Genomic DNA, 26006 nt, shown 5'->3' on the forward strand with positions numbered 1-26006 from the left:
GAAAAAGGGGCGCCCCGAAGGACACCCCCGTTTCCTTGGCCGAATGGCGGAAGCTCAGGCTTCCGCTTCCCCTTCTTCCAGAAGCTCGGTCGGGATTTCGCCCGGCTCGGCATTCGGGTCGTAGGCTTCGGTGAAGCCGCCGGTGTCCGTGTCGAACATCGCGGCCATCACGTCCACGCCCTGCGACTGGAGTTCGGCTTCGTCGGCCGAACGGGCGACGTTCACCTTGACGTTGACCGAAACTTCCGGGTGCAGCGAGACCTTGACCTCGAAGATGCCGATGGTCTTGATCGGGCGTTCGAGCACGATCATCGACTTGGTCACCTTGGCGCCCTGTTCGACCAGCGCGTCGACGATGTCGCGCACCGAAACCGAACCATAGAGCTGGCCAGCGTTCGACGAGGCACGGATGAGGACGACTTCCTTGCCCTCGACGTTGCCCGATTCCTTCTGGGCGTCGTCGCGGCGAGCGGCGTTGTCGGCCTCGATGCGGGCGCGGTTGGCTTCGAAGACCTTGCGGTTGGCTTCGTTGGCGCGCAGCGCCTTCTTGTTGGGCAGCAGGAAGTTGCGGGCGTAGCCGTCCTTGACGGTGACTTCGTCGCCAATGGTGCCCAGCTTCTCGATGCGTTCGAGCAGGATGATCTGCATGGCGGGCGCTCCTTACTTCACGATGTAGGGCAGGAGGCCGATGTGCCGGGCGCGCTTGATCGCCTGGCCCAGCTCACGCTGCTTCTTCGCCGAAACGGCGGTGATGCGCGACGGGACGATCTTGCCACGCTCGGACATGAAGCCCTGCAGCAGGCGCACGTCCTTGTAGTCGATCTTGGGCGCGGCCTTGCCCGAGAACGGGCAGCTCTTGCGGCGACGGAAAAACGGACGAGCCATGTCTTATTCCCCTTCGCGTTCGCGGCGGCGGCTGCGCTCGCGGTCGTTTTTGCGCATCATCACCGACGGGCCGGCTTCATGTTCATCGACGCGGATGGTCATGTAGCGGATCACGTCTTCGTTGATCTGGGTCTGACGCTCGAGCTCGGCGATCACGTCGCCGCCAGCTTCGATGTTCAGCATCACGAAGTGTGCCTTGCGGTTCTTCTGGATCTTGTAGGCCAGCGAACGGAGGCCCCAGGTTTCGGTCTTGGTGACCTTGCCGTTGTTGCTCTCGACGATCTCGGTGGCGGCGGCGGCAAGCGCATCGACCTGAGCCTGGCTCAGATCCTGGCGCGCCAGAAACACATGCTCGTAAAGCGGCATGCTTTCGCGTCCTTTATCTAACTAACCGATCGCTGGCTTGTCCGCGGGATTGCGGGGCCCCTCCGGCTTTCTTCGATTCCCGAACCCAAGGCGCGGAAGCAGCGGCCCTTAGCGATTCGCCCGAGGAATGCAAGCGCGGATGGCGCTCAGGCCGCTGCCGGCGCAGCGGAACGCCGTGGAGTCAGCACCTTGCCGCAATAGACCAGCGCCAGCACGCCATTGTTGCGCACCAGCAGGAACGCCCCGATCGAAGCTGCCAGCACCAGTGCCGAGCCCGCCAGCCACTGGACTTCGGGGATCAGCGGCAGGTGCGGCAGCCAGGCCACGGTGGCGATGACGAAGGTCATGTGGAACAGGTAGATCGCCATGGCGCCGTCGACAAGGAAGGCGACCGCGCGGCTGGGGCGGTGGGCAACGCGGGCCAGCACGCGCAGCGCCAACAGCGACAGCACCAGCGCGGTCGGCAGTTCGATCAGGTTGCCCACGAAGTTTTCGGGCGCGGACAGGCGGCGCGACAGCCCGAACAGCGGTCGCGAAAGCTGGTTCAGCAGCAGGTAGGCCGGCAGTAGCGCCGCCGCCAGCAGCGGCAGGCGCCGTCCGCCAAGGTCGAACAGGCGCTCGCCGACGCGGACACGCCAGGCGAGCACGCCGATGGCGAAAGCCGGAGCGTGCATCAGGTATTGCCAGAACAGGTCGATCTCGAAGGCGCGATGACGCGGCAGTGCATCCTCGAACGCACCCTGGCCCAGGCTCCAAAGTGCCAGCAGGGCAAGGAACAACGGCCAGTGCGCGCCATCGAGGCACAAGGCGTGCCCGATGCGTCGACCGACCGCGCTGTTCGCACCCGGCAGCCGTTCGATCGGAAGTGCATAGAACGTGACCACGAAGCCGAGCAGCACGCACAGGAACCACAGGTGGTCGAAAGCGAGCGGAAGTCCGTGGATGCCGCCTGGCGTCTCGCCCAACAGTTCCTGATGGAAATAGTGTTGCAGCACCCCCAGCGTGAACAGGCTGCCGACGAGGGGAATGCCGATGCGCGTCAGCCGGTCTCCCAGCCAGGCCCGCGCTCCGCGTTTTTCCCGCACCATCGCTGCAAAATAGCCCGAGAGCATGAAGAACGCGAACATGCGGAAGGCATGGATGAAGCTCAGCGAAAAGACGATCAGCCCGGCCTGCTTGAAGCCCGGAACCGCTGGCGAACGGTTGAATACCGCGATCATGCCGACATGAAACGGAATGCCCAGCAGCAGGAACAGCGCCCGCGCCGCATCGACATGGTGCAGGCGTCGCTTCGCGTCGACGCGTTGCGCGGTGCTGTCAGTGTGATGAGGTCCCGTCATCGGCTTGCCGCCTTGAACGCTTTCTGCGCCTGGGGCAAGCGCCCGCACCGTCAGGCTGCGCGACGCACCGGGCGCTTTGCCGCCTTGCGGTGGTGGCCGATGGCATATTCGCTGACCACGGTTTCGAACACCGCCTGGTGCAGCGGGTGATCGAACTCGAGGCCGGATGACATCGGTTCCGACCAGACCACGAACGCGGTCTTGGCGTGCAGGCCCGGAATGAACAGCGTCAGCGGCTCGCCGATGCGCAGCTTTTCCAATCCGTCGATGCGCGCGCCGTAGGGGGTGAGATCCTTAAGCATGACCGTTGACCGGACGAGCCCGTGCTTGCAGCGAACCGGCAGTTCCAGGCCGACCCGCTCCGCGCGGCGCAGGCTGGCGAGGTCGACAGTCTGGCCTTCGCTCCTGGTATCGAGAAACATTGTCCGTCTCCACCTTCGCATTAACTACACAAGGCAAGAACGGGATCGCGCGGTGCACTTTCAGTCCCACCGCAAGGCTTACGGATTCCTACGCAATTGCCCGCTTGCCCACGGCAACCAACCGGATCAAGGTTCGTGAAACGGGCCAGAGGGGGGGAGATCATGGACGCAAACGAAGATCGCATCGCGCGGAGGCTGATGGTCCTCGGGGCGGTGCTGGTGATGCTGGGGCTGTTGACCGGATTTGCGTCCGGCTCGCTCGCCAATCCGCGCATGGGGCTGGTTGCGCATCTCGAAGGGTTGATGAACGGCACGCTGATGTTGGCGCTTGGCGCGGGGTGGAGCCGGGTTCGGCTTCCGGCCGGGCAGGCGCGCGCGACCTTCGTGCTCCTGGCCTTCGGCACGACCGCCAACTGGGCGGCGACTTTGCTAGCTGCGGTGTGGGGCGTGGGCGGTCAGACGATGCCGATCACCGCTGCCGGTTATACCGGCCCGGTCTGGCAGGAGAGCTTCGTCAGTGCGCTGCTGGTCGTGCTGTCGCTGGCGATGGTTGCGGGCTTTGCGCTGGTTATCAAGGGCCTGCTGGCGCGCGCCTCTGAAGGACGAGCGCCATGATCGAAGCGCCCCGCCTGTTCGGCGCCTTCGCCGATCGCGAGACCGAGGCGCGCTACAACGAGCGCGCGCGCACGCTGCGGCTGCCGTTCGTGCGGCTCTACGGTGTGATCCTGCTGCTGGTGATGATCGCCTATTCGATCGTCAATCCGCTGTTCCTTTCGCCCACCGACAACGCCGACCTTGCGGTGTGGATGGGCCTGACCATCCTCATGGGCGGGGCCTACATCGGCGTCACCTTCTGGCACCGCTACGTGCTGTATCCGATGATCGACTTTGCGGCGTTGCTGCTGATCAGCCTGCTGATCAGCAGGATCAACCTGATCCTGTTCGATCACTTCATCTCCAGCGGGATCGAACTGCGCGCCGTGGGCGTGGTCAACCGGCTGATTGTGACCGCCTTTGCAGCGGTAACGCTCGCGGGTCGGCCCCGTCTGTTCCTGGCCTGGCTGTGCGGTGACGTTCTTGGCTGGCTGGGGCAGATCATCCCTGCGGGCATCGCCTTGTCCGCGTTCACTTATGCCCTGCTCAGCTATCTCAGCGGTGCGCTGATCATGGCCGCGATCAACCTCGCCGTCGGGCTGACCAGCCGCTCGGCCTTCCGCCTCGCCGACTCGCTCGACCTGGAGCGTGCGAAGAACGAGGAACTGGTGCTCAACATGCTGCCGCCCGCCGCCGTCGCGCGCATCCGCTCGGGGCTGCTGGTGGCCGATTCCTATGCCGACGCCAGCGTGATCTTCATCGACATGGTGGGTTTTTCCGCGCTGGCCAAGCGTGTTTCGCCGGGGCACCTGGTCGAGCTGCTCAACGGCTTCTTCAACCATGCCGATGCCTGTGCGCGCGAACTCGGCATCGAAAAGGTCAAGACCGTGGGCGATGCCTATCTCGCGATTGCCGGGGGCAACGTGCCCAGCGGCAACAGCGCCGATGCGGCCATCGCCTTTGCCCGTGCGGTGATCGCTGGCGTCCCCGCGATCGGCGCCGACGCGGGGGTGGACGTGGGCCTGCGTGCAGGGATCCATTCCGGCCCGGTGGTGGGCGGGGTGATCGGCGCCACGCGCATGGCTTACGATTACTGGGGCGATACGGTCAACATCGCCGCCCGCCTTGAAGGCACCGCGCCGCGCAACGGCATTGCCGTGTCCGAAAGCACCTGGCTGCGCGCGCGCGACAGGCACGGTTTCGGCCCGGCGACCACGCTCACGCTCAAGGGCGTGGGCGACATGAGCGTCTACCACGCGCTGCTGGAAGACGAAGCGGAAGCGCAGCCTCCCGCGGCCGCCTGACGCGCCTCAGCGCGCGGCGAGCTGCCGTTCGACCAGCGCAATCGCGGCCTCGATTGCAGCTTCGGGCGAAAGCTCGGACGTATCGAGCAGCGCCGCGCCTTCGGCCTGGCGCAGCGGGGCTTCCTTGCGATTGCGGTCGCGCTCGTCGCGTTCTGCCAGATCGGCCTCGATCGCCTCGCGACTGACGTCCTCGCCCCGGCGCTGCATTTCCTTCCAGCGCCGTTCGGCCCGTGCGGCGACGCTGGCGGTGACGAACAGCTTGGCTTCGGCCTGCGGCGCGATCACCGTCGCGATGTCGCGCCCATCAAGCACCGCGCCGCCGGGCTGGGCCGCAAAGGCCTGCTGGCGTTCGAGCAGTGCCGCGCGCACCGAAGGATGCACGGAGACGCGGCTGGCGAGGCCTCCGGTATCTTCGGACCGCAATCCGGGATCGGACAGCAGTCCTTCGGGAAAGCTCGTCGCTGCCAGCGCATCGCCCGGATCGTCCGGGTTGCCGCCGTCTAGGAACACCTGTCGCCCGACCGCGCGATAGAGCAGCCCGGTATCGAGGTGCGGCACCCCGAAATGCGCGGCCAGCGCCCTGGCAATGGTGCCCTTGCCCGAAGCGGTGGGGCCGTCGACGGCGATGACGAAGGATGCGGGGATCACGATTTGGCGTTCCTCTCGCGGAAGGCCTTCACCAGCCCCCAGATGGCGATCGCCGACCAGAAGAATTCGAGCACGAAGCTCGCCGGGTTCATGTTGACCAGCAGCGAGATCGTCAGCAGCCCTGCGCCAGCAAGGTTGACGCCGTGCTGGACAAACGGGTTCGGTCGCGCGCGCTTGGTGGCATAGGCATAGGCGAAGATGATGCAGCCCATCCCGATGAAGCCGCAGACGTTGGCGAAGGTTTCACTCATGCCGTTCCGGTCGCTGCCGTGGTAGCCGTCTCCAGCAGGTTTTCGAACACGGGGAAGCTGGTCGCGATCGGGCGCGTGTCGTCCACTTCGACGCCCCGGCGGCTGGCAAGCCCCGCCACGGCCATGCTCATCGCGATGCGGTGGTCGAGGTGCGTGGCGACCGCCGCGCCGTCGTCCGTACCCGGCAGCGGCTCCCCGCCGGTGCCGTCGATGATCAGGCCATCCTCGGTCTCGGTCACGCGCGCGCCTGCAAGTTCCAGTGCGGCGCGCATCACCGCGATACGATCGCTTTCCTTGACGCGCAGTTCCTCGATCCCGGTCGTGACCGTGCTTCCCTGGGCCAGCGCGGCGGCGACGAACAGCACGGGGAATTCGTCCACCATGCTGGGCACCACCGCCGGATCGACCACGATGCCGGTGAGGGCGGAGGCGCGCACGCGCAGATCCGCGACCGGTTCGCCGCCAACGTCGCGGCGGTCCAATTCCTCGATGCTGCCGCCCATCTGCCGCAGCACGTCGAACAGTGCGGCGCGCGTAGGGTTCAGGCCCACGTTCTCGACCACCAGATCCGAGCCCGGCACGATCAGCGCGGCGACGACGAAGAATGCGGCGGACGAGGGATCGCCCGGCACGTCGATCACCTGCGGCTTCAGCTCGGCCTCGCCCGTCAGACGAATCACGCGGGTGCCGTCAGCTTCGACCTCTACCTGAAGATCTGCGCCGAAGCCCTTGAGCATGCGTTCTGAATGATCGCGGGTCGGCACAGGCTCGATCACCGTGGTCACGCCCGGCGTGTTGAGGCCGGCCAGCAGGACAGCGCTCTTCACTTGCGCCGAAGCGACCGGCAGGCGGTAGCGGATCGGCACGGCGGGATGGATGCCCTGCAGCGTCAGCGGCAGGCGTCCACCCGGCGCGGCGGTAAAGGTGGCGCCCATCTGCGACAGCGGATCGATCACGCGGCCCATGGGGCGCTTCGACAGGCTGGCGTCTCCAATGAAGGTGGCGGTGATCGGGTGGCTGGCGACAAGGCCCATCAGCAGCCGCGTCGAGGTCCCGGAATTGCCCATGTCGAGCGCTTCGCGTGGGTTGAGCAGCCCGCCCACGCCCACGCCATGGACATGCCAGGTGCCGTCGGCGTCGCGCTCGATCGTTGCACCCATCGCGCGCATGGCGGCGGCGGTGGACAATACGTCCTCGCCCTCCAGCAGCCCGGTCACGCGCGTTTCGCCCACGGCCAGCGCCCCCAGCATGATCGAGCGATGGCTGATCGACTTGTCGCCCGGCACGCGGATGCGGCCCATGAGCGGGCCGGTGGCAGTGAAGCGGCGTGGGCGCATTTGCGCAGGATCGTGGGACGACACGGAACGGGTCTTTCGCGGGACAAAGGGCAGGAAAATCGCGCGGCTTTTGACAGCGCACCGTCGCTATGGCAAGGCGCGCGCCGCTCTTGATTCCCCCGCATCCTTGATTTCCGCAGGGCAGGGGACCATCAAGCATTCGATTTTGCGGCCCGCGCCATGCTGGCGACCGGGCAAGACTTGAGGAATTTTCATGGTCAAGCCTGAATGGGGCGCCAAGCACGGCTGTCCGAAGTGCGGCACCCGCTTCTACGACCTCGGCAAGAGCGACCCGGTCACTTGCGTCGAGTGCAAGTACACATGGCAGCCCGAACCGGTGCTCAAGTCGAAGCAGCCGATTCCCTACGAAGAAATCCAGAAGGAGAAGGTCGTCGCCGATCCTGACGTCGATCTGGCGGACGAGGATCTGGATATCGACGAAGACGGCGATTCGCCGGACAACGACGTCGATCTGGGCGGCGACGACGACCTCGGCGTGGCCAGCCACGACGGCGACGAAGACGAAGTCTGATGCGTTTCGCCGGGGCCTGTTCCGCAGCGCGGATGCAGGCTCCGGCAAAACTCAGGCTGGCGAAAAAATTGCTTGCCAGCCGTCCGGGCCTCCCTTAGAGGCGCGGCTCCCAGCGGCAAAGTCGTTGGGAAACGGATCGTCCCCCAGGGCGAAACGTCGGAAATCTGGGGCCTTAGCTCAGCTGGGAGAGCGCCTGCATGGCATGCAGGAGGTCAGCGGTTCGATCCCGCTAGGCTCCACCATTTCCGCATTTTCTCCCGCTCGCGAAATGCCGCAAGGCGGGTTGGTCCGTTGCCATGCGTTTTGAAAACGCAGGAAACGTGGGGCCTTAGCTCAGCTGGGAGAGCGCCTGCATGGCATGCAGGAGGTCAGCGGTTCGATCCCGCTAGGCTCCACCACTTCCCTCACTTCCTCCCCCTGCGTACAGCCACCGGTGGAGGTTTCTGTTCATGATCGCCTGCAATCTTGATGGCCATCTGGCCGAAGTGGTGCTCGACCGTCTGCCGACGCGCAATGCGCTGGGCATGAGCGATTGGCGCGCGCTGGCCGTCGCCGTGGCCGATGCCGCCGCGCAAGGTGCGCGGGCGGTGCTGCTGCGCTCGGACGTGGCGGGCAGCTTCTGCTCAGGCTCCGATTTGCGCGAGATCGGCGGCCTTGCCGACGCGGCAGATCAACGCCCGCTGTTTCGCGAGGCCATGCGCGCGGCGATGGACCCGTTCCAGACGCTGCCGTTGGCGACGATCGCGGTGGTTGAAGGCGATTGCTTCGGTGGCGGTGTTGCGCTGGCGCTGGCCTGCGACATACGCATCGCCAGCCCCAAGGCGGTGTTCGCGATTACGCCGGCCAAGCTCGGCATTTCCTATCCGCAGGAAGACGTGAACCGCCTCGCCGCGCTGGTCGGGCGCGGGCAGGCGGCGCGGCTGCTGTTCGGTGCGGGGCGAATCGATGCTGCCGAAGCCGCGCGAATCGGCCTCGTCGAGATGGTCGAGGAAGATGCGCTCGGCACAGCGCGGGCGCTGGCCCTCCAGATCGCGGCGAATGCTCCGGTCAGCGTGGGCAAGCTCAAGGCGGCGCTGGGGGATAGCGGGCAGGGCCACGATCCCGCGCACGATGCTGCCTTCGACGATGGTTTCGGCGGCGCGGCCTTTGCCGAAGGCCTTGCCGCTTTCCGCGAACGCCGCGACCCCCGGTTCTGACGGCTTACATCTTCAACCCGATTTCGCGCAGGCGCTCCTGCAGGTAATCGTCCGCTGTGATCGACGCCGGATAGCGATCCGGTTTGTCCGCGCTGACGCAGCCGGGCAGCGTTGCGAAGCGGAAGTCGCTGCGCAGGTGCAGGAAGAACGGCATCGAATAGCGGCTGTGCGCGGCGCGCGGGCCCTGCGGGTTGCGCACGCGGTGCGTGGTCGAAGGCAGGACATGGTTGGTAAGCCGTTGCAGCATGTCGCCGATATTGACCACCAGCGCGCCTTCGGGCGGGGCGACGTCGATCCAGTCCCCCTGCTTTGTCAGCAGTTGCAGCCCCGCTTCTTCGGCCCCCAGCAGCAGGGTGATGAGGTTGATGTCCTCGTGCGCGCCTGCCCGAATCGCACCCGCCTCGGCATCGGGCACGGGTGGGTAGTGGAGCAGGCGCAGCACCGAATTGCCGTCCTTGATCGGGCCGTCGAACCAGTGCGAATCCAGTCCCAGCCACACCGCGATGCGCGACAGGATCACTGCGCCGACGCGGTCGAGGTCGGCATAGAGCTGTTCGAAAGTTTCGCGGAAATGCCTGGGCCGGTCGGGCCAGATGTTGGCGGGCATCGAAGGCCCTGCCAGGGGATGACCTTCGAGCAAAGTCCGTCCAACGTGCCAGAACTCCTTGAGATCATGCAGCTTTGCACCTTTGGCGATCTCGGTCCCGAACGGGGTGTAGCCGCGCGCACCGCCCTGGCCTTCGCGGAAATAGCGCCGTTTCTCGGCCTCGGGCAGCGCGAAGAACGCTTCGGTCAGCGACCAGGCGCGCGCGACGAGATCGGCATCGAGCCCGTGATCCTTCACCATCGCGAAACCGAACGTGCGGAAGCTCTCGCCCAGGTCGCGCGACAGGGTGGCGGGCTCGCTCGCCAGCGAGAGGACGGGCAGGGTTTGCAGAGGCATGGTTTTCCTGTTCGCAGGTCTGGCGTAAGGGGGCTGGCTTACCGGGAAACGACGGGGGATTCATGACCAAAATCAACACCCAGGCCATCGATGGACCGGATAACGCGGGACCGGACATCGCTGGCAGGCAGCTCTGGCTAATGAAGTCCGAACCCGATGCCTATAGCTGGGACGATCTCGTCGCCGAGGGCGAAGGAACGTGGGACGGGGTCCGCAATCATCTTGCCGCGCGCAATCTGCGCACGATGCAGGTGGGGGATCTGGCGTTCTTCTACCATTCGAACATCGGCAAGGAGATTGTCGGCATCGCCACGATCAGCGCGGGCGGGCTGACCGATCCGACCGACCCCGAAGGCAAGTGGGCGGCGGTCAAGGTCAAGCCCTTGGTCAAGCTGGCGAATACGGTGACGCTGAAGACGATCAAGGCAACGCCCGAGCTGGCCGAGATGGAATTGCTACGCCTTTCGCGGCTGTCCGTGTCCGCCGTGCGACCGACCGAGTGGGCCTTGCTGCTCGACATGGCCGGGGGAACAATCTGACTGCTCCGTTCGTAGTCTCTTTGAATCTTCAATAAAGATCAAGGAGATACAAAATGGGTGAACTGACCGATCGGGCCAAGGGGCTGGGCAACGAAGCCATGGGCAACGCCAAGCAGGCCGTGGGCAAGGCAACCGACAACGCCAACCTTCACGCCAAGGGCGTGGCGCAGGAGCGCAAGGGCGAAGCCCAGCAGGCCGTCGGCAAGGTCAAGGGTGCGCTCGGCGACGACATCTGAGCCAGCGCGCTTGCACTATCGAGAGGGCCGTCCCGTCGGGGCGGCCCTTTTCGCATCCGTTCACGCGGGATCCGCTTGGTGTGCCGCGTCGGGACTGTTGGACTTTTTTGCGTGGAGGCGGGTGCCATATCGTAAATAAAGCGTTAACATTGGGCCATGACGACCTTCCGCGCCCTCAATCCAGAGCTTGCCGGACATCCGTTCCGCCGCACGCTGCCCGCCCATGTCTTTTCACGGCTTCCCGTGTTCGAGCCTGAAGTGCTTGAAGCCATGCGAAAAGCCGAACTGCGATCGCAGGACGTGGAGGGGCGCAAGCTGGGGCTGCAGGACGTGAAGGACTTCCTGATGGCCTATTGCGCCTGCTTCATGGCGGTGCTGGTGTTCATTTCCTGAACGACGCCTAAAGGGGGTAGAACGACACCGAGGCGCGCCTGAACCCTACCGAGTCACTCAGTAAGATGCTCGATCTCTCCCTCGTGCGCGCGCTCGGCACGATAGAGCAACCAGCCCAGCCAGGCCGACACGAGGCACATTGCAGCCCCCAGCAGCAGCTGGTTCACGAGCGCGACTTTCGCCGCGCTGAGACCGACCGCCAGCAACGATCCGACGACCATCGCGCCCGAATTGACGATGTTGTTGGCCGCGATCGTCCGCGCCGTTTCCGACTTGTCCACCACTGTCGTCAGGAAGGCGTAGAGCGGTACCACGAACATTCCGCCCGCGATGGCGATACCCAGCAGGCTGGCGAGCAGCGGCACGGCGTGGGGATGGGCAATGAACGTAGGGACATCCATCAGCTTGCCACCCGCCGGTTCGACCCAGCCACGGCAGACGAAGTGGAAGGCGACGACGAACAGGCCCATCGCGATGACGCTGGCGGGGGAATAGCGGGCCGAGACCTTGCCCTTGAGCAGTGCATTGATCGAGACCGAGCCGATCGCGATGCCGACCGAGAACACTACGAGGAACAGGCTGGCGACTTCCTTGCTGGCGCCCAGCACGTTCTTGGCGAGCGGCGGGAACTGGATGAACAGCACCGCGCCCACGGTCCAGAAGAAGCTGATCGCGGCGATGGCGAGGAACACGCGGGGGTGGCGCGTGGTCATGCGCACGAGCGCAACCGAGGAGCGGATCACGTGGAAATCGAGAGGCTGGCCTTCGACCTGCGGCGGGGCCGGGGGCACCTGCCGCCCGGCGAACCAGCCGATGATCGCGGTGGCGACGACGGCGACGGCGGCGACTTCGACCGGAATCCAGCCGGCGAGAATCGTGCCCGCCAGAATCGCGATGTAGGTGCCCGCTTCCACCAGCCCTGTGCCCGCAAGCACTTCGTCGCCGTGGAGGTGCTGGGGGAGAATCGCGTACTTGATCGGGCCGAAGAAAGTGGAGTGGACACCCATGGCAAGCAGCGCGGCCAGCATCAGCGGGATGGCAAAAGTGTGGACCGTAAGGCCCTGCCAGGCGAGGAACAGGCCGGTGCCGCCGACCAGCATGATGCCGATCTCGCAGGCCTTCACCAGCCGGATGATCTTCGCCTTGTCGCGCATGTCGGCAAGCTGGCCCGCCAGCGCCGAAAGCAGGAAGAAGGGCAGGATGAACAGGCCCGACGCGATGGCGGAAAAGCGCGCTTCCTCGGCCTCGGACGAATAGACGCTGTACACCACGTACAAGACCATCGCGTTCTTGTAGAGGTTGTCGTTGAAGGCGCCGAGCAGCTGGGTGATGAACAGCGGCAGGAACCGCCGCTGGCGGACGAGGTGCGTCGATGTCGTCATTCGCGTCTTGTCACCATCCCGTTTAGCGCGCAGACCCATAACCCGATGACAGGCACGGGCAAGAGGCATCTGACGCTTTCAACCGCAACAAGGCGCGGTTAAGGCTTTCGTCATGCCGAGCCCCCGCACCATGCTGTCGCTGCCGAACCTGCTCACGCTGTCGCGGATCGTCGCGGTACCGCTGCTGGCCGCCTTGCTGTGGTGGCCTGACTGGCCGCTGGGGTATGGCCTTGCCTTCGCCATGTACTGCCTGATGGGCATCACCGACTATTTCGACGGATATCTCGCCCGTGCGCAGGGGACGGTCAGCAAGCTGGGCGTGTTCCTCGATCCCATCGCCGACAAGATCATGGTGGCTGCGGTGATCCTCGTGCTGTCGGCGCAAGGCGTGCTGCGCGGCCCTTACGTGGGCGATATGCACGTGATCGCGGGGCTGGTGATCCTTGTGCGCGAGATCGCGGTGTCGGGCCTGCGCGAGTTCCTGGGCGGGCTTCAGGTCTCCGTGCCGGTGTCCAAGCTCGCCAAGTGGAAGACGACGTTCCAGATGGTGTGCCTTGGCGCTTTGATCCTGGGGCAAGCGATGCCGGGCTGGCTGGTGACGTTGCCGTTCGGTGCGACCGGATTTGTCGTGAACGTGCCGCACACGGTGGGCCTGACCACGCTGTGGGGCGCAGCGGTGCTCACGGCGATTACGGGGTGGGATTACCTGCGCGTCGGCCTCAAGCACATGGATTGACTGAGCGGTTATGGCCGGATCGGAGTGCGTGGAGGCTGGTTGCAAGGCTGGCACGCTGGAGCGTTGGCCGAACTTCTATCCCTGGATCGGTGCCGACTACGGCATGAGGGCGGCGCGGTTCTTTTCGACCATCCCGCCCGAGGGCAACGGCACTTTCCTCCATGTGCTGGGGGAATCGCACTACCTTGGCGATTACCCAGAAGATTTTGATCTTACCCGCAGGGTGGTGACCGACTGGGCCTTTGGCGAGGGGCGTGGCAGCCTGTTCTTCCGTCGCATCGCACAGGCGACCGAGGAATGCGAACTGGATGCCATCGATGCCCGCAAGGCATGGTCGGGGATCGCCTATTCGAACTATGTACAAAGTGCGTTGTCCGGCCCGCGCCGCGCTCCCAGCGCTGAACAATGGCGCGAGGCTGAACGCAGCTTTGTCGCGCAATTGACGATTACCCGACCCACGACGCTGCTGGTGCTCGGGCGGCGTCTCTGGGACAATTTGCCGTCGAGCTTCGGCTGGAAATGCCCACCGCTCCAGTTGCGCAAAGACCATCCACCTGTGACCGATGCGTGGATCTATCCGTATTGGCGGGGCCAGCAGATCGACCTTGCCGTGGCCGTGTGGACCTATCATCCATCGAGCGGAAAGTTCGACTGGCGCGATGCGGCCCACAAGATCCTGATGGCCGAAGCGCATTACGACAATCTGCTGGGCTGGTGCTGGGAGAAATTCGGGCGACCGTTCTGACGGCATGCCGCCTGCCAGCCCCTCTCAACGACGATCTCTACGGCGTTGTGTCCGTCGGCGGCAGTGTGTGGCGAATCACCCCGCGCGCAGTTCCTGCGCCAGCAGGCGGAATTCCTCGCTCCTCGGGGAGTTCTTGCGCCAGACGAGCGCGATTTCACGGAAGGCGTGATCGGACTTGAGCGGGCGGGCAACGATCTGGGTATCGTGGAGAATGCCCGCATCGACCGCCATTTCGGGCAGCATGGTCAGTCCCAGCCCGTTGTCGACCATCTGGACGAGCGTGTGCAGGGACGTGCCGATCATCGTGGCGCTCGCGCGCAGTTCCGGTCGGTTGCAGGCCGCAAGCGCGTGTTCCTTGAGGCAGTGGCCGTCTTCGAGCAGCAACAGGCGGTTTTCGTCGATGGCCGAGGGACTGACAATCTCCGGCGGATCGCGGGGGTCGTCGTGCGGGAAGGCGACATAGAGGCGATCGTCGAACAGATGCTCGACCTCGACCTCGCCGGTGGCGAAGGGCAGCGCCAGCAGCACGCAATCGGCCCGGCCATGGTGCAGCGATTCGATCGCGGCGGCGCTGGGCTCTTCGCGAAGGAACAGCTTGAGCTGGGGGCGCTCCTTGCGCAGTCGCGGCAGGATGCGCGGCAGCAGGAACGGCGCGATCGTGGGGATCACGCTCATGCGCAGTTCGCCCGCCAGTGGCGCGCCATGGCTCTGGACGAGTTCGGAGAGTTCCTCGGCCTCGCGCAGCAGGCGGTGCGCCTTGGCCACGACCTGGTTGCCGAGCGGGGTAAAGCGCACCACGCGGCGCGTGCGTTCGACCAGCGTGACGCCGAGCAGCGATTCAAGCTCGCGCAGGCCCGCCGACAGGGTGGACTGCGAGACGAAGCTGGCATCGGCTGCACGACCGAAGTGGCCATGCTCGTGCAGCGCGACGAGGTATTGCAACTGCTTGAGCGTGGGGAGGTAGGTGCTCATTCGCCCGTGGGCGCCCCGTCTGCGTCATTGTCGATGTAGCGGTTGACGCCGTCGTCATCGCTGAGGTCGGTATCGATCAGATCGGCTGCGTCTTCCGGTGCGCCGTCGGTGCGGTCGCCGCCGATCTTGTCTATATGCGCCATCTTCAACCGCCCCTTGACCACCGCAAAGGCGGTCTTGCCTTCGACCAGCTCGAGCGCATCGCGACCGAACTGTTCGAAACGCCACGATTCGAGGATGGGCAGGCCCTTGCGTTGCCCGGCAGCAAGCAGTTCGAGATCGTCGCTGCGTGCAAGCAGGCGGGCGGCGACGTCGATCTCGCGGCTGCGGATCTTGAGCAGCAGCTTGAGCAGGTCGGCGACGAGCGCGCCTTCCTTGCCGAGCGGTGCGCCGCGCGGGGTGCGGGGCGGCATCTCATCTTCGCGCAAGGGGGCTGCATCGGCGAGGCACTGCATCAGGCGGCGGCCGATGTCGTTGTCCTTCCAGCCGGAGGACAGCCCGCGCACCTTGGCCAGCTCGTGCTGTTCGCGCGGCGGATGGCTGGCGATGTCGGCCAGCGTTTCATCACGCATGATGCGACCGCGCGGAATGTTCTTGTCCATCGCCTCGGCCTCGCGCCAGGCGGCCAGCGCCTTGAGGCGGCCAAGCACCGCGGGGTTGCGGCTGGGCGCGCGGATCTTCTGCCAGACGGTGTCGGGATCGCTGCGGTAGTTTTCCGGGTCGGCCAGCTTCTCCATCTCGATATCGAGCCAGGCGCCGCGGCCCGTCTTGATCAGCCGCTTGAGCATCTTGGGGAAGATCTTGGAGAGATGCGTGACGTCGCCGATGGCGTATTCGATCTGGCGTTCGGTCAGCGGACGGCGCGCCCAGTCGGTAAAGCGCGCGCCCTTGTCGATGGTGAGGCCGAGCCAGGCTTCGACGAGGTTCGAATAGCCGATCTGCTCGCTCTGGCTGATGGCCATCATCGCGATCTGGGTGTCGAAGATCGGGTGCGGGGTCTTGCCGGTCAGGTTGTAGATGATCTCCACGTCCTGTCCGCCGGCGTGGAAGACCTTGAGCACGTCCTCGTTATCGACCAGCAGGTCGAGCAGGGGCGACAGATCGATGCCCGGCGCCATCGGGTCGATCGCGGCGGCTTCCTGCTCGTCCGCGATCTGCACCAGACACAGTTCCGGATAGTAGGTGTTCTCGCGCATGAACTCGGTGTCGACCGTGACGAACTGCGACTTGGCCAGACGCTCGCAGAGATCGGCAAGCGCGTCGGTCGTGGTGATGAGCGGGTGTATCTTCATCGTTCTTTTCTGTATTGGGGCGGCCAGATGGTTCCGGCCGGCCCTTCAGTGGTGGCCCCGTCCGGGGCCTTCGGCTTGACAAAACCGCGGCCATCGCCTCTTGGCCGCGCCCATAATATTCGCCCGTGTCCCTGCCCGATTGCAGACCGATTGGAAAGAGTTTCGATGCACCCTTATCGTTCCCACACCTGCGGCGCGCTGACGCGCGGTGACGTCTCCCAGAGCGTCCGCCTTTCGGGCTGGGTGCATCGCAAGCGCGACCACGGCGGCGTGCTGTTCGTCGATCTGCGTGACCACTACGGCATGACCCAGATCGTGGCCGACAGCGATAGCCCGGCGCTGGCGGTGCTCGAAGGCCTGCGCGTGGAAAGCGTCGTGACCATCGAAGGTAGCGTGAAGGCGCGCAGCGAGGGTACGATCAACCCGAACCTCGCGACCGGCGAGATCGAGGTCTATGCACGGGGCGCCACGGTGCTGTCGGCGGCCGAGGAGCTGCCGCTGCCGGTGGCGGGCGAGCAGGAATACCCCGAGGATATCCGCCTGCGCTATCGCTTCCTCGACCTGCGCCGCGAAACGCTGCACGCCAACATCGTCAAGCGCACCAAGGTGATCCGCGACATGCGTCGGCGCATGGAAGATGCAGGCTTCACCGAGTATTCGACGCCGATCCTCACGGCGTCCAGCCCTGAAGGCGCGCGCGACTTCCTCGTGCCCAGCCGCATCCATCCAGGCAAGTTCTATGCGCTGCCGCAGGCGCCGCAGCAGTACAAGCAGCTGCTGATGGTGGCGGGCTTCGACCGCTACTTCCAGATCGCGCCGTGCTTCCGCGACGAGGACCCGCGCGCCGATCGCCTGCCGGGCGAGTTCTACCAGCTCGACCTGGAAATGAGCTTCGTCACCCAGGAAGAAGTGTGGGAGACGATGGAGCCGGTGATGGGCGGCGTGTTCGAGGCGTTTGCCGATGGGCGTGCCGTGACGCCGAGCGGCAGCTTCCCGCGCATTCCTTATGACGAGGCGATGCTCAAGTATGGCTCGGACAAGCCTGACTTGCGCAACCCGCTGGAAATTCGCGACGTGACGGCAGAGTTCACGCAGTCGGGTTTCGGACTGTTCGAGAAGATCGTCGGCAGCGGCGGCAAGGTGCGCCTGATCCCGGCGCCGAACACCGCCGACAAGAGCCGCAAGTTCTTCGACGAAATGAACGACTGGGCGCGCGCCGAAGGTCATGCAGGGCTGGGCTATGTCACCCGCAAGGGCGGCGTGTTCGGCGGACCGATCGCCAAGAACCACGGCGAGGACCGGATGGCCGCGCTTTATGATGCGCTGGGCCTCGGGCCGGACGATGGCTGCTTCTTTGCGGCGGGCAAGGAAGCGCAGGCCGCCAAGCTGGCGGGCGCGGCGCGCACCCGCGTGGGCGAGCAGCTGGGCCTGATCGGCAAGGACCGCTTCGAGCTGTGCTGGATCGTCGATTTCCCGTTCTACGAATGGGACGAGGACGCCAAGAAGGTCGAGTTCGCGCACAACCCGTTCTCGATGCCGCAGGGCGGGATGGACGCGCTGAACGGGCAGGACCCGCTGACGATCAAGGCGTATCAGTACGACCTCGTCTGCAACGGCTATGAAATCGCCAGTGGCTCGATCCGCAACCAGTCGCCTGAGCTGATGGTCAAGGCGTTCGAGCTGGTCGGGCTGAGCAAGGCGGACGTGGAGGAGCGCTTTGGCGGCCTCTATCGTGCGTTCCAGTACGGCGCGCCGCCGCACGGCGGTATGGCGGCGGGCGTGGACCGCGTGGTCATGCTGATCTGCGGGGTGCAGAACCTACGCGAGATTTCGCTGTTCCCGATGAACCAGCGCGCCGAAGACCTGCTGATGGGCGCGCCGAGCCCGGCCGAGCCGAAGCAACTGCGCGAACTGAGCCTGCGTCCAGTGGAGCAGCTCAAAGCCGAGGCGGGCAAAGTCGAGGCGAGCAAGGCATAAGCCAGGCTGTGGGGAGCAGCAGCGTCCCACTTGCCAGCGGTGCGTCGGCCCATTAGGGCGATCACCTGTTCGAGAGATACCAACACAGTTCCTCAAAGGGGCATAATAATGAGCGATACCGCCGACCGCGTTAAGAAGATCGTCGTCGAGCACCTGGGCGTCGAGGCCGAGAAGGTCACCGAAGACGCCAGCTTCATCGACGATCTCGGTGCCGATTCGCTCGACATCGTCGAGCTGGTGATGGCTTTCGAGGAAGAATTCGGCGTCGAGATTCCGGACGATGCGGCCGAGAAGATCGCGACCGTTTCGGACGCGATCAAGTACATCGACGAAAACAAGGGCTGATCGCCCACTTCCCCACTCTGCCCTGAGCTTGTCGAAGGGCTGCCATGGCGCTTGATGCGCCGGGCAGGGGAGGACTTCGGCAGGCTCAGCCCTTCTCCAAGGGGCTGGGCCTGTTTGCGTATTATCCGGAGAATGCAATGCGTCGTGTCGTCGTAACCGGTCTTGGCCTCGTCACTCCGCTGGGTGCGGACGTTGAAACCGTGTGGGCCAACCTCATCGCCGGAAAATCCGGTGCAGGCCCGATCACACGGTTCGACGCGAGCAACCAGAAGTGCCAGATCGCCTGCGAAGTGAAGCCGGCTGATCATCCCTATGGCTTTGATGCGGGCAAGCGCGTGGACCACAAGATCCAGCGCCAAGTCGATCCGTTCATCGTCTATGGCATCGACGCCGCAGGGCAGGCACTGGAAGACGCGGGTCTCGTCGACATGGACGACGACCTGAAGATGCGCACGGGCTGTTCCATCGGTTCGGGCATCGGCGGGCTGCCGGGGATCGAAAGCGAATCGATCGTGCTGCACGAGAAGGGACCGGGGCGCGTTTCGCCGCACTTCGTCCACGGTCGACTGATCAACCTGATCTCGGGCCAGGTCTCGATCAAATACGGCCTGATGGGCCCGAACCACGCGGTCGTCACCGCCTGCTCGACCGGCGCGCATTCGATCGGCGATGCCGCGCGCATGATCAAGGACGGCGATGCCGACGTCATGCTGGCGGGTGGCGCCGAAGGCACGATCAACCCGCTGGGCGTGGCAGGCTTCGCACAGGCGCGCGCGCTCAACTGCAGCTTCAACGACCGCCCCGAGCAGGCCAGCCGTCCCTATGACAAGGACCGCGACGGCTTCGTCATGGGCGAGGGAGCGGGCGTCGTCGTGCTGGAAGAGTACGAGCACGCCAAGGCGCGCGGTGCGAAGATCTATGCCGAAGTCGTGGGCTACGGCCTGTCGGGCGACGCCTATCACGTCACCGCGCCGCACCCCGAAGGCAAGGGCGCTGAACTTGCCATGCGCATGGCGCTGCGCAAGGCCGGTCTGGCGCCGGGCGACATCGACTATGTCAACGCGCATGGCACTTCGACCATGGCCGACACGATCGAACTGGCCGCGGTCAAGCGCGTGCTGGGCGATGACCTGTCGGGCGCATCGATGAGCAGCACCAAGTCGGCGATCGGCCACCTGCTGGGCGGCGCGGGCGCGGTCGAGACGATCTTCTGCATTCTCGCCATCCGCGACCAGATCGTGCCCCCGACGCTGAACCTCGAAAATCCCGACGAAGGCACCGAGGGCGTCGACCTCGTGCCGCTGGTCGCCAAGAAGCGTACCGTGCGCGCGGCGCTGAACAATTCGTTCGGTTTTGGCGGCACCAACGCCAGCGTCATCGTCAAGGCCATCTGATCCGCGTCCGACGGCAGAGGAAAGCACCGATGAAGCGTCCCGGCAGGCTCACCATCGTCGGCCTTGCCATGGCGCTCGTCGTGGCGGGCTGGCTCGTCCATTTCCTGTGGGGCTGGTACGGGCCGGGGCCGCTGGCCAAGGACGTGTCGTTCGTGGTGCCCGCAGGGTCGTCGCTGAGCGGCATCGCGCCGGAACTGGAACAGGAAGGCGTCGTTGCTTCGGCCGGCACCTTCCGCGCGCGCGCGCGGTTGCTGGGCGGCAAGGAGCCGATCAAGGCGGGCGAGTTCACCATTCCGGCCGGCGCCAGCGGCGCGCAGGTGCTGCGCATCCTGCAAGGACAGGAAGGCGTGACGCAGCGGCTGGTTACCGTGCCCGAGGGGATGCCCTCGATCATGGTGCGCGAACGGCTGATGGCACAGCCGCTGCTGACCGGCGATGTCGGCGAACCCGCCGAGGGCTCGATCTTGCCCGACAGCTACGACTTCCAGCGCGGCGAGCCCCGCGCGGCGGTGCTGGCGCGGATGCAGAAGGCGATGGACGCGACGCTGGCCGAACTGTGGGCCAAGCGAGCCAAGGATACCGTCGCCAAGACCCCGCGCGAGGCGCTGATCCTCGCCTCGATCGTCGAGAAGGAAACCGGCAAGCCATCGGAACGCAAGATGGTGGCCGGGCTCTATTCCAATCGTCTGCGCACGGGAATGCTGTTGCAGGCGGACCCGACGATCATCTACCCGATCACCCGGGGCAAGCCGCTTGGCCGTCGCATCCGCCAGTCGGAAATCCAGGCGGTCAACGGCTACAATACTTATACGATGACCGGGCTGCCGACCGGGCCGATCACCAATCCGGGCCGCGATTCGATCGAGGCGGTGCTGAACCCGGCGCAGACCAAGGCGCTGTACATGGTGGCCGATGGCAAGGGCGGGCACGTGTTTGCCGACACTTTGCAGCAGCACAATGCCAACGTAGCGAAGTGGTTCGCCATCCGCCGCGCGCGCGGAGAGATCTAGACGCCCTTGGGCTGACCGATGACGTTGGTGCCATCGGCCACGAAATTGCCGCGCGAGACCTGACGGGCTTTGGGCAACCTGTTGTGCGCCAGCACTTCGGCCAGCGGCATCCCCTTGGGCGACTCGCCGGGAAAGCGATCCGCGCGTTCGAGCATTTCGGCGGCGATTTCGGGCGTCATGATGCCGTAGATGCGGAACTTACGCGGGCCGATGGCGGCGAGATAGCGGCGCGCTTGCGCGGCATCTGTATCCACAGCGAGCGCCGTCTGCGCGAAGAAGGCGAGTTCGGCGCTGGTCGAATCGTCGCCCGAGGGGGCGGTGATGCTGTCGGCGGGCGCGCCGGGCGACTGCGGCAGGGTAGGATTGCCCGACAGCCCAGCGTCGCCGATCGAGACGGTGGCGCGCGGCGGGGCGACGGAGCCGGTCTCGAACGGAGGGACTGCGGCGAGGGTTATCCACGGGCGCCGGTCGATAGCGGTGCGGGTGAGAACGGCATGGCTGTAGCCCGTGCGCGTCGCGCTGCGCGAGGCTGCGGGAACGATCTGGGAGGGCGGCGGCAGGTAGTCCCAACTGCTCGCGACGTTTGATTGCGACTCGGCCAAGGCGAAGCCCGGCACAAGGACCAGACCGGTCGCTGCCAGCGTGCGAAGCAGGGTGTGGGGAACTGCCATGGACCTCGTCCCGGCCGCAGGAGCGCGGCTGGACGAGGACTAGAGCGGACGCGGCTGCGCAAACGCCAAGCGGCACCTCCGGCGCAACACCGGGGGCCGCGACAGGTTTTGGTAAGCATGCCGCGCGCCAAGCAGGCGCGTGAGCTCAGTTGGGTTGGAAGGAGACCGTCACGGCGTTGGAGCCGACGGCGGTGGCGGGCACATTGCTGGCGCGCAGGGTCGCTGCGGCGCTTTCCGTGCCCGTGAGCGAGGCGGTCAGCGTGCTGTAGACATAAGTGACCTGCCGCCCTTCCGACGTCTGGATCACCGCGCGCGACGAGCCAGCGCTGAGCCGTACCGAGGTGTCCGGCATGCCAAAGGCGCTGCCGGGGTTCTGCAGCGTGGGCGGGGCGATGCTGTCGCCGGGACCGGCGGGGTGGAAGTCTGCCGCGCTGATCGATGCGAGGCCGCCGCCGCTCTGTCCGATCGCCTGGGCGTGTGCGGCGCCCGGAATGACCGATGCGGCAGCGAGGGCGAACGACAGGATCATGGGGCGAGGCGGCATGGAGACTCCTGTTCCGGACGAGGCGCGACAAGAATATGCATTCGTGCGTAGCGCGCATCAACGACGGAGCCGACACTGTCAAAAAATCGTCGTGTAACGTCGTCATATCGCGCGCTTCGCCACGGCGATGATTCGACAGGATGGCTGCGAGAGGATCGGTCCGGCGTATGGCGCGCAGCCTTGCGTTCGGGGCCTTGAGCGGCGATCATCCAAGACGATCGGTCAGGGCCCGGCGCGCGCGGTGCCGGGCAGCAAGGGTGAAGGCGCGGGCGACAAACTCCATGGCAAGAGCATTGCGGATGACGTACCGATGCCGCGCCCCGGGCCACAGGGGTGGGCAGTGAGCGCGGCGGTTGCGCCGCTGATCGTCACGGCCACGCTGCCGTCGCCTGTGCAAGGCTGGGCCGAGGGGTTGCGTCGCGCGCATTTCCCGCCCGATCGCAATGTTCTGGCCGCCCATGTCACGCTGTTCCACGCGCTACCCGGCTTCGTTCTGGACGAAGCGCGCGGGCTGCTGGCGGCGCTGGCGAAGGACAGCGCACCGATCGAAGCGCAAATCGAGAGAGTGATGGATCTGGGGCGCGGCACCGCCTTTGCGATCGCCAGCCCGAAGATGCTCGACATGCGTGCGATGATCGCCGAGCATTTCCACGGATTGCTGACGCAGCAGGACCAGCAGCGCCCACGCCTGCATGTCACCGTGCAGAACAAGGTTACAACGGTCGAAGCGCGCGCTTTGCAGGCCACACTGGGCAGTGCGTTCCAGCGGCGCGAGTTCACGTTCGCGGGCCTTGAACTGCATCATTATCGGGGCGGCCCGTGGGAGGCGGCAGGCGTGTGGCGCTTTCGCGGAAGAGGATGATCGCTGCTTGTTCCAAGGAGCGAAAAACCCGGTTGACCGCTGGTTGCATGCCCCGTATGTGCGCCGCCTACCCCGCGTGGCGAGCGATCGACGCGGCTTTCGGGGCGGAGTAGCTCAGTCGGTTAGAGCAGCGGAATCATAATCCGCGTGTCGGGGGTTCGAGTCCCTCCTCCGCTACCACCTTGAACATACTTTCGGGTTGTTCCGGGCTGCGGCGATGTCCCGCATCGTGTTTTGGCGACCTTGCTGTCGAGCAGTCGCGACTTCGGCAATATCGCCAGTTCATCGATGCGATGGCGGTTTGCGCGCGGCGATGTCAGCAGACTGCAAATCGAGCCGCTGGCGTTGCTGGTGATAGGCGCGCATGGCGTGGCTGATGTGCGCTGGGCGCGTGTGGGCCAGTTCCCGGCGGGGGCAGCACCGGCGCGCCGCCTTGCTGCGCAGCCCTTTTTTCGGCCCTACCACGACGCGCTCACCACTACACGCGCCGGATCGGCCTGACAGGTTCAAGACCTGATGCGACTTCGCCTGCGGTCCACAGGATTGCAAGCGGGGGGAAGACGTGAATGGTCGTCTTCCCCCCACCGTGGCCGGGCCTGCTACGTCCGAAGCAAGGGAGTGCCTTCGTCCGGGGCGGCCTGGTCCGGGGTCAGAACGCGTAACGCGCGCGGATGCCGAAATAGCGGCGCGATTTGCGATCCAGCGCCTGCGTGAGCAGGCCCGGCGTTCCGCCCGAAGCGATCGACACGTTCGACGCATAGTGCTTGTCGAACAGGTTATTCACGAACAACGCGACGCGCAGGCAGCCGCGATCGTTCTGGTCGATGCCGACGCTGGCGTTGAACACACCGTAGCCGTCCTGGACCGTGACCGGGTTGCTGAGCAGGTCGAAGTTGGTCTCGCTCTGGTATGCAAAGTCAGCCTGGACGAACGCGTCGAACGGCATGGTCGGCATGGCGATGTCGTAGTTCGCGCCGATGTTGAACTTGAACCGAGGGGCGTTCGGAAGACGCTTACCGGCAAGATCCTGGCCCTTGGTGGTGGAGGGGCCGGTGCCGTCCAGATCGACGCATCCATCGACCTGTCCGGTGTAGCATTGCGCACCAGGGAATTCGACGATCTTGGCGTCGGTGTAGCTGAATGCGCCGTCGATCCGCAGCGCCTGCGTGGGCTGGGCGCTCAATTCCACCTCGACGCCGCGCGTGCGAACGCGCCCAACGTTGTTGAGCGTCAACTGGACCGTGTTGTCGGGCAGCAGAACCCCTGATTGCGCCTGGAAATTGCGGAAGTTGCTGAGGAAGGCGGCGATGTTGAGCTGTACCTTGTTGTCAAGGAAGCGCGACTTCAGGCCGATTTCATAAGCGTCGGAGGTTTCCGGGCGGACGGGATTTGCGGCACGGCGCGGGTTGAAGCCCGAGCTGATGTCAAAGCCCTGGCCCTTGTAGCCCCGCGCGAATGAGCCATACACCATGACGCCCTGCGAGAGATCCTGCCGCAACGATGTCTTCCAGGTCACGACGCTGTCGCTTGCTTCGCCGCTGCACAACGAAAGACAGGTGGCGTTATTGGCCGGCGGGCTGGCGGTAGGTGCGGAGTTGAGGAAGTTCGCGCTGACCTTTTCGTGGTTGAAGCGCAGGCCGGCATCGACATGGGTGGTGTCGGTCAGGTCGTACGTCGCCTGTCCGAACGCGGCATAGCTTTGGGTCTTGCTGAGTGAATCCCAGCTTGCCACGACCGGGCCCGACGGACCGCGACGGAAGGCGCGATCGGTCTTGCCGTTCGAATAGAACAGGCCGAGCACGTAATCGAAGCGACCGCGGCTCGGCGAAACGAGGCGCAGTTCCTGAGAGAACTGGCGCGCGTGATAGGTGCTGTTGGCGACGATGCCGCCGGGGATTCCGAGAACCGACGCAGTGGTGTAGTCGAAGTCCTCGCGGAAGCGGAAGTTCCAGTCCTGGTAGCTCGTCACCGAAACGAGGTCGGCAAAGCCGAGATCGAAGGTTGCGCGGCCGGATACGGTGGTCTGGCGGCTCTTGTAGAAGAGCGGCTTGTCGAGGCGGACCTTGTAGTTGCCCTCGCCCGGCGTGATCCCGACGAGATCCGGGGTGAGCGAGGAGCCGAACACTGCGGCGCCTGCAGGCACTTCGCGGAAGGTGCGGGCAAAGCCGTCGCTTTCGTTGACCGAGTGGCTCGCGATAAGGTCGATCTTCACGCCATCGGCAGGCGACAGTTCGAGCCGACCGCGCAGGCCGTAGCTCTTGTCGTTGTTCAGGCGCGAATTGTCGACGAGGTTGCGGATGTAACCCTTGCGGTCACCATAAAACCCGTTGATGCGGAAGCCCACGCCTTCGGCGATCGGGCCCGCCACGGCGGCGTCGACGCGATATTCGTCGTCGGTCGTGGCCGTGCCGGTGATCGAGCCGGTCAGCGTCTCGGTTGCGCCCTTGGACACGATATTGATGGCGCCCGCGGATGCGTTCTTGCCGAAGAGCGTGCCCTGCGGGCCGCGCAGAACTTCGATGCGTTCCACATCGCTGAGGCCGGAAAAGGCCTGGGCCTGCTGCAACAGCGCAACGTCGTCCACGATCACCGCAACCGAAGGTTCGATGCCGGTGCTGAACGATACCGTGCCGATGCCGCGCAGGTTGAGCGAGTTGTTGGTGGGAACGTTGCCCTGCGTCAGGGTCAGGCTGGGCGCGAGGCGCGGCAGGTCGGCCACGCTGGCGACGTTGCGGCTGGTGAGGGCTTCGCTGGTCAGCGCAGTAACCGCAACCGGAACGTCCTGCATGTTCTGTTCGCGCTTCTGCGCGGTAACGACGATTTCGGCGAGGCCTGAATTGGCCTGACCGGCATCCTGCGCAAGCGCGATGCCGGGGGTAATCGCCACGGCTGCAGCCGACAGCAGAAGTCTGTGAATCGACATTTTTCCCTCCCACATGGAATTTTAGACACCAGTTGGTCTGACCGCATCGCGATTTAGGTTTGTAGTGTCAAGCCAATTTTCGGCGTTCTGGAAGGGCGAAATCATCAGATATAAGCGGTCACTCGGGTGGTGACCTACCGTCAGGCCTTGCCAAATGCGCGATGGGG

30 protein-coding genes and 3 tRNA genes are annotated in these 26006 nt (G+C 65.3%); 18 read left to right on the forward strand and 15 right to left on the reverse strand.

The annotated features are described in order from the left end of the window. Positions 1-54: 54 nt before the first annotated feature. From rplI to K3A84_RS10490, 5 genes are all read right to left on the reverse strand, one after another. On the reverse strand, positions 55-648 hold the full coding sequence (gene rplI, locus K3A84_RS10470; protein WP_225009286.1) for a 50S ribosomal protein L9: 594 nt from the start codon (positions 646-648) through the stop codon (positions 55-57). Positions 649-660: 12 nt separating this feature from the next. Continuing rightward, positions 661-885, reverse strand: a complete 225-nt coding sequence (gene rpsR / locus K3A84_RS10475) for a 30S ribosomal protein S18 (RefSeq protein WP_225009287.1) — start codon at positions 883-885, stop codon at positions 661-663. A 3-nt stretch (positions 886-888) separates the two neighbouring features. Then, on the reverse strand, positions 889-1251 hold the full coding sequence (gene rpsF / locus K3A84_RS10480) for a 30S ribosomal protein S6 (RefSeq protein WP_225009288.1): 363 nt from the start codon (positions 1249-1251) through the stop codon (positions 889-891). Positions 1252-1397: 146 nt separating this feature from the next. Then, positions 1398-2591, reverse strand: a complete 1194-nt coding sequence (locus K3A84_RS10485) for an acyltransferase family protein (protein WP_225009289.1) — start codon at positions 2589-2591, stop codon at positions 1398-1400. Positions 2592-2641: 50 nt separating this feature from the next. Continuing rightward, a complete protein-coding gene (locus tag K3A84_RS10490; RefSeq protein ID WP_225009290.1) occupies positions 2642-3013 on the reverse strand; it encodes a PilZ domain-containing protein in 372 nt (123 codons plus the stop codon). A gap of 162 nt (positions 3014-3175) precedes the next feature. Here K3A84_RS10490 and K3A84_RS10495 point away from each other — a divergent pair, with 162 nt between their 5' ends. Continuing rightward, positions 3176-3628, forward strand: coding sequence for a hypothetical protein (locus K3A84_RS10495; protein ID WP_225009291.1), 453 nt, complete (start codon positions 3176-3178; stop codon positions 3626-3628). Further along, positions 3625-4911, forward strand: coding sequence for an adenylate/guanylate cyclase domain-containing protein (locus tag K3A84_RS10500; RefSeq protein ID WP_225009292.1), 1287 nt, complete (start codon positions 3625-3627; stop codon positions 4909-4911). The genes K3A84_RS10495 and K3A84_RS10500 overlap by 4 nt, the downstream gene beginning before the upstream one ends. A gap of 6 nt (positions 4912-4917) precedes the next feature. Here the strand turns inward: K3A84_RS10500 and K3A84_RS10505 are convergent, their stop codons facing one another. Genes K3A84_RS10505 through aroA form a run of 3 tightly spaced genes read right to left on the reverse strand, consistent with a single transcriptional unit; the run spans position 4918 to position 7147 of the window. Then, complete coding sequence (locus K3A84_RS10505) at positions 4918-5559, reverse strand: (d)CMP kinase (RefSeq protein ID WP_225009293.1); 642 nt, start codon at positions 5557-5559, stop codon at positions 4918-4920. After that, positions 5556-5810, reverse strand: a complete 255-nt coding sequence (locus K3A84_RS10510; protein ID WP_225009294.1) for a CBU_0592 family membrane protein — start codon at positions 5808-5810, stop codon at positions 5556-5558. The genes K3A84_RS10505 and K3A84_RS10510 overlap by 4 nt, the downstream gene beginning before the upstream one ends. After that, complete coding sequence (gene aroA, locus K3A84_RS10515) at positions 5807-7147, reverse strand: 3-phosphoshikimate 1-carboxyvinyltransferase (protein WP_225009437.1); 1341 nt, start codon at positions 7145-7147, stop codon at positions 5807-5809. Before aroA ends, K3A84_RS10510 begins: the two co-directional genes overlap by 4 nt. A gap of 214 nt (positions 7148-7361) precedes the next feature. Here aroA and K3A84_RS10520 point away from each other — a divergent pair, with 214 nt between their 5' ends. From K3A84_RS10520 to K3A84_RS10535, 4 genes are all read left to right on the forward strand, one after another. Beyond that, positions 7362-7679 (forward strand): TIGR02300 family protein, encoded by a 318-nt coding sequence (locus K3A84_RS10520; protein ID WP_225009295.1) that lies wholly within the window; start codon positions 7362-7364, stop codon positions 7677-7679. Between the two features lie 166 nt (positions 7680-7845). Further along, positions 7846-7921: transfer RNA gene (locus K3A84_RS10525), tRNA-Ala, on the forward strand. Positions 7922-8001: 80 nt separating this feature from the next. Beyond that, positions 8002-8077: transfer RNA gene (locus K3A84_RS10530), tRNA-Ala, on the forward strand. A gap of 51 nt (positions 8078-8128) precedes the next feature. Further along, positions 8129-8875, forward strand: a complete 747-nt coding sequence (locus tag K3A84_RS10535) for an enoyl-CoA hydratase/isomerase family protein (protein WP_225009296.1) — start codon at positions 8129-8131, stop codon at positions 8873-8875. Between the two features lie 4 nt (positions 8876-8879). Here the strand turns inward: K3A84_RS10535 and K3A84_RS10540 are convergent, their stop codons facing one another. Then, entirely contained in the window at positions 8880-9818 is a 939-nt protein-coding gene (locus tag K3A84_RS10540; RefSeq protein ID WP_225009297.1) for an isopenicillin N synthase family dioxygenase, read from the reverse strand. Between the two features lie 140 nt (positions 9819-9958). On the opposite strand from K3A84_RS10540, the gene K3A84_RS10545 reads away from it, so the two are divergent. From K3A84_RS10545 to K3A84_RS10555, 3 genes are all read left to right on the forward strand, one after another. Further along, complete coding sequence (locus tag K3A84_RS10545) at positions 9959-10357, forward strand: EVE domain-containing protein (protein ID WP_225009438.1); 399 nt, start codon at positions 9959-9961, stop codon at positions 10355-10357. Between the two features lie 53 nt (positions 10358-10410). Then, positions 10411-10593, forward strand: a complete 183-nt coding sequence (locus K3A84_RS10550) for a CsbD family protein (protein WP_225009298.1) — start codon at positions 10411-10413, stop codon at positions 10591-10593. 156 nt (positions 10594-10749) lie between these two features. After that, positions 10750-10986, forward strand: coding sequence for a hypothetical protein (locus K3A84_RS10555; RefSeq protein ID WP_225009299.1), 237 nt, complete (start codon positions 10750-10752; stop codon positions 10984-10986). A gap of 53 nt (positions 10987-11039) precedes the next feature. Here K3A84_RS10555 and K3A84_RS10560 read toward each other — a convergent pair whose 3' ends face one another. After that, entirely contained in the window at positions 11040-12368 is a 1329-nt protein-coding gene (locus tag K3A84_RS10560; RefSeq protein WP_225009300.1) for an MFS transporter, read from the reverse strand. 130 nt (positions 12369-12498) lie between these two features. Here K3A84_RS10560 and pgsA point away from each other — a divergent pair, with 130 nt between their 5' ends. Together pgsA and K3A84_RS10570 are read left to right on the forward strand one after the other, a co-directional pair. Next, entirely contained in the window at positions 12499-13104 is a 606-nt protein-coding gene (gene pgsA / locus K3A84_RS10565) for a CDP-diacylglycerol--glycerol-3-phosphate 3-phosphatidyltransferase (protein ID WP_225009439.1), read from the forward strand. Positions 13105-13132: 28 nt separating this feature from the next. Further along, positions 13133-13849, forward strand: coding sequence for a hypothetical protein (locus tag K3A84_RS10570; RefSeq protein ID WP_225009301.1), 717 nt, complete (start codon positions 13133-13135; stop codon positions 13847-13849). 75 nt (positions 13850-13924) lie between these two features. On the opposite strand, the gene K3A84_RS10575 is transcribed toward K3A84_RS10570, so the two are convergent. Together K3A84_RS10575 and rnd are read right to left on the reverse strand one after the other, a co-directional pair. Further along, a complete protein-coding gene (locus K3A84_RS10575) occupies positions 13925-14821 on the reverse strand; it encodes a hydrogen peroxide-inducible genes activator (protein ID WP_225009302.1) in 897 nt (298 codons plus the stop codon). After that, on the reverse strand, positions 14818-16113 hold the full coding sequence (gene rnd, locus K3A84_RS10580) for a ribonuclease D (protein WP_225009303.1): 1296 nt from the start codon (positions 16111-16113) through the stop codon (positions 14818-14820). Before rnd ends, K3A84_RS10575 begins: the two co-directional genes overlap by 4 nt. A 165-nt stretch (positions 16114-16278) precedes the next feature. On the opposite strand from rnd, the gene aspS reads away from it, so the two are divergent. The 4 genes from aspS (at position 16279) to mltG (ending at position 20839) form a co-directional block, all read left to right on the forward strand. Continuing rightward, positions 16279-18090 carry an aspartate--tRNA ligase gene (aspS, locus tag K3A84_RS10585; protein ID WP_225009304.1) on the forward strand — a complete coding sequence of 604 codons (1812 nt, stop codon included), beginning with the start codon at positions 16279-16281 and terminating at the stop codon, positions 18088-18090. A 108-nt stretch (positions 18091-18198) separates the two neighbouring features. Continuing rightward, positions 18199-18435: an acyl carrier protein gene (locus K3A84_RS10590; RefSeq protein ID WP_169492034.1), complete on the forward strand. Its 237-nt coding sequence runs from the start codon at positions 18199-18201 to the stop codon at positions 18433-18435. A 137-nt stretch (positions 18436-18572) separates the two neighbouring features. Continuing rightward, a complete protein-coding gene (gene fabF, locus K3A84_RS10595) occupies positions 18573-19829 on the forward strand; it encodes a beta-ketoacyl-ACP synthase II (protein WP_225009305.1) in 1257 nt (418 codons plus the stop codon). A gap of 29 nt (positions 19830-19858) precedes the next feature. Further along, positions 19859-20839 (forward strand): endolytic transglycosylase MltG, encoded by a 981-nt coding sequence (gene mltG / locus K3A84_RS10600; RefSeq protein WP_225009306.1) that lies wholly within the window; start codon positions 19859-19861, stop codon positions 20837-20839. On the opposite strand, the gene K3A84_RS10605 is transcribed toward mltG, so the two are convergent. Next, positions 20836-21510 carry a hypothetical protein gene (locus K3A84_RS10605; protein WP_225009307.1) on the reverse strand — a complete coding sequence of 225 codons (675 nt, stop codon included), beginning with the start codon at positions 21508-21510 and terminating at the stop codon, positions 20836-20838. The two genes, mltG and K3A84_RS10605, sit on opposite strands and share 4 nt — an antisense overlap. A gap of 145 nt (positions 21511-21655) precedes the next feature. After that, the gene (locus K3A84_RS10610; RefSeq protein WP_225009308.1) at positions 21656-22054 is read right to left on the reverse strand and encodes a hypothetical protein; all 399 of its coding nucleotides are present in this window, start codon (positions 22052-22054) and stop codon (positions 21656-21658) included. Between the two features lie 340 nt (positions 22055-22394). Between K3A84_RS10610 and K3A84_RS10615 the strand changes: the two genes are divergently transcribed. From K3A84_RS10615 to K3A84_RS10625, 3 genes are all read left to right on the forward strand, one after another. After that, a complete protein-coding gene (locus tag K3A84_RS10615) occupies positions 22395-22916 on the forward strand; it encodes a 2'-5' RNA ligase family protein (protein ID WP_225009309.1) in 522 nt (173 codons plus the stop codon). A gap of 103 nt (positions 22917-23019) precedes the next feature. After that, a tRNA-Met gene (locus K3A84_RS10620) sits at positions 23020-23096 on the forward strand. A gap of 54 nt (positions 23097-23150) precedes the next feature. Further along, positions 23151-23417: a hypothetical protein gene (locus K3A84_RS10625; RefSeq protein WP_225009310.1), complete on the forward strand. Its 267-nt coding sequence runs from the start codon at positions 23151-23153 to the stop codon at positions 23415-23417. 148 nt (positions 23418-23565) lie between these two features. Here the strand turns inward: K3A84_RS10625 and K3A84_RS10630 are convergent, their stop codons facing one another. Further along, entirely contained in the window at positions 23566-25839 is a 2274-nt protein-coding gene (locus K3A84_RS10630) for a TonB-dependent receptor (protein ID WP_225009311.1), read from the reverse strand. Between the last annotated feature and the right edge of the window lie 167 nt (positions 25840-26006).

This window comes from Novosphingobium percolationis (genome assembly GCF_020179425.1).
GTDB lineage: Bacteria > Pseudomonadota > Alphaproteobacteria > Sphingomonadales > Sphingomonadaceae > Novosphingobium > Novosphingobium percolationis.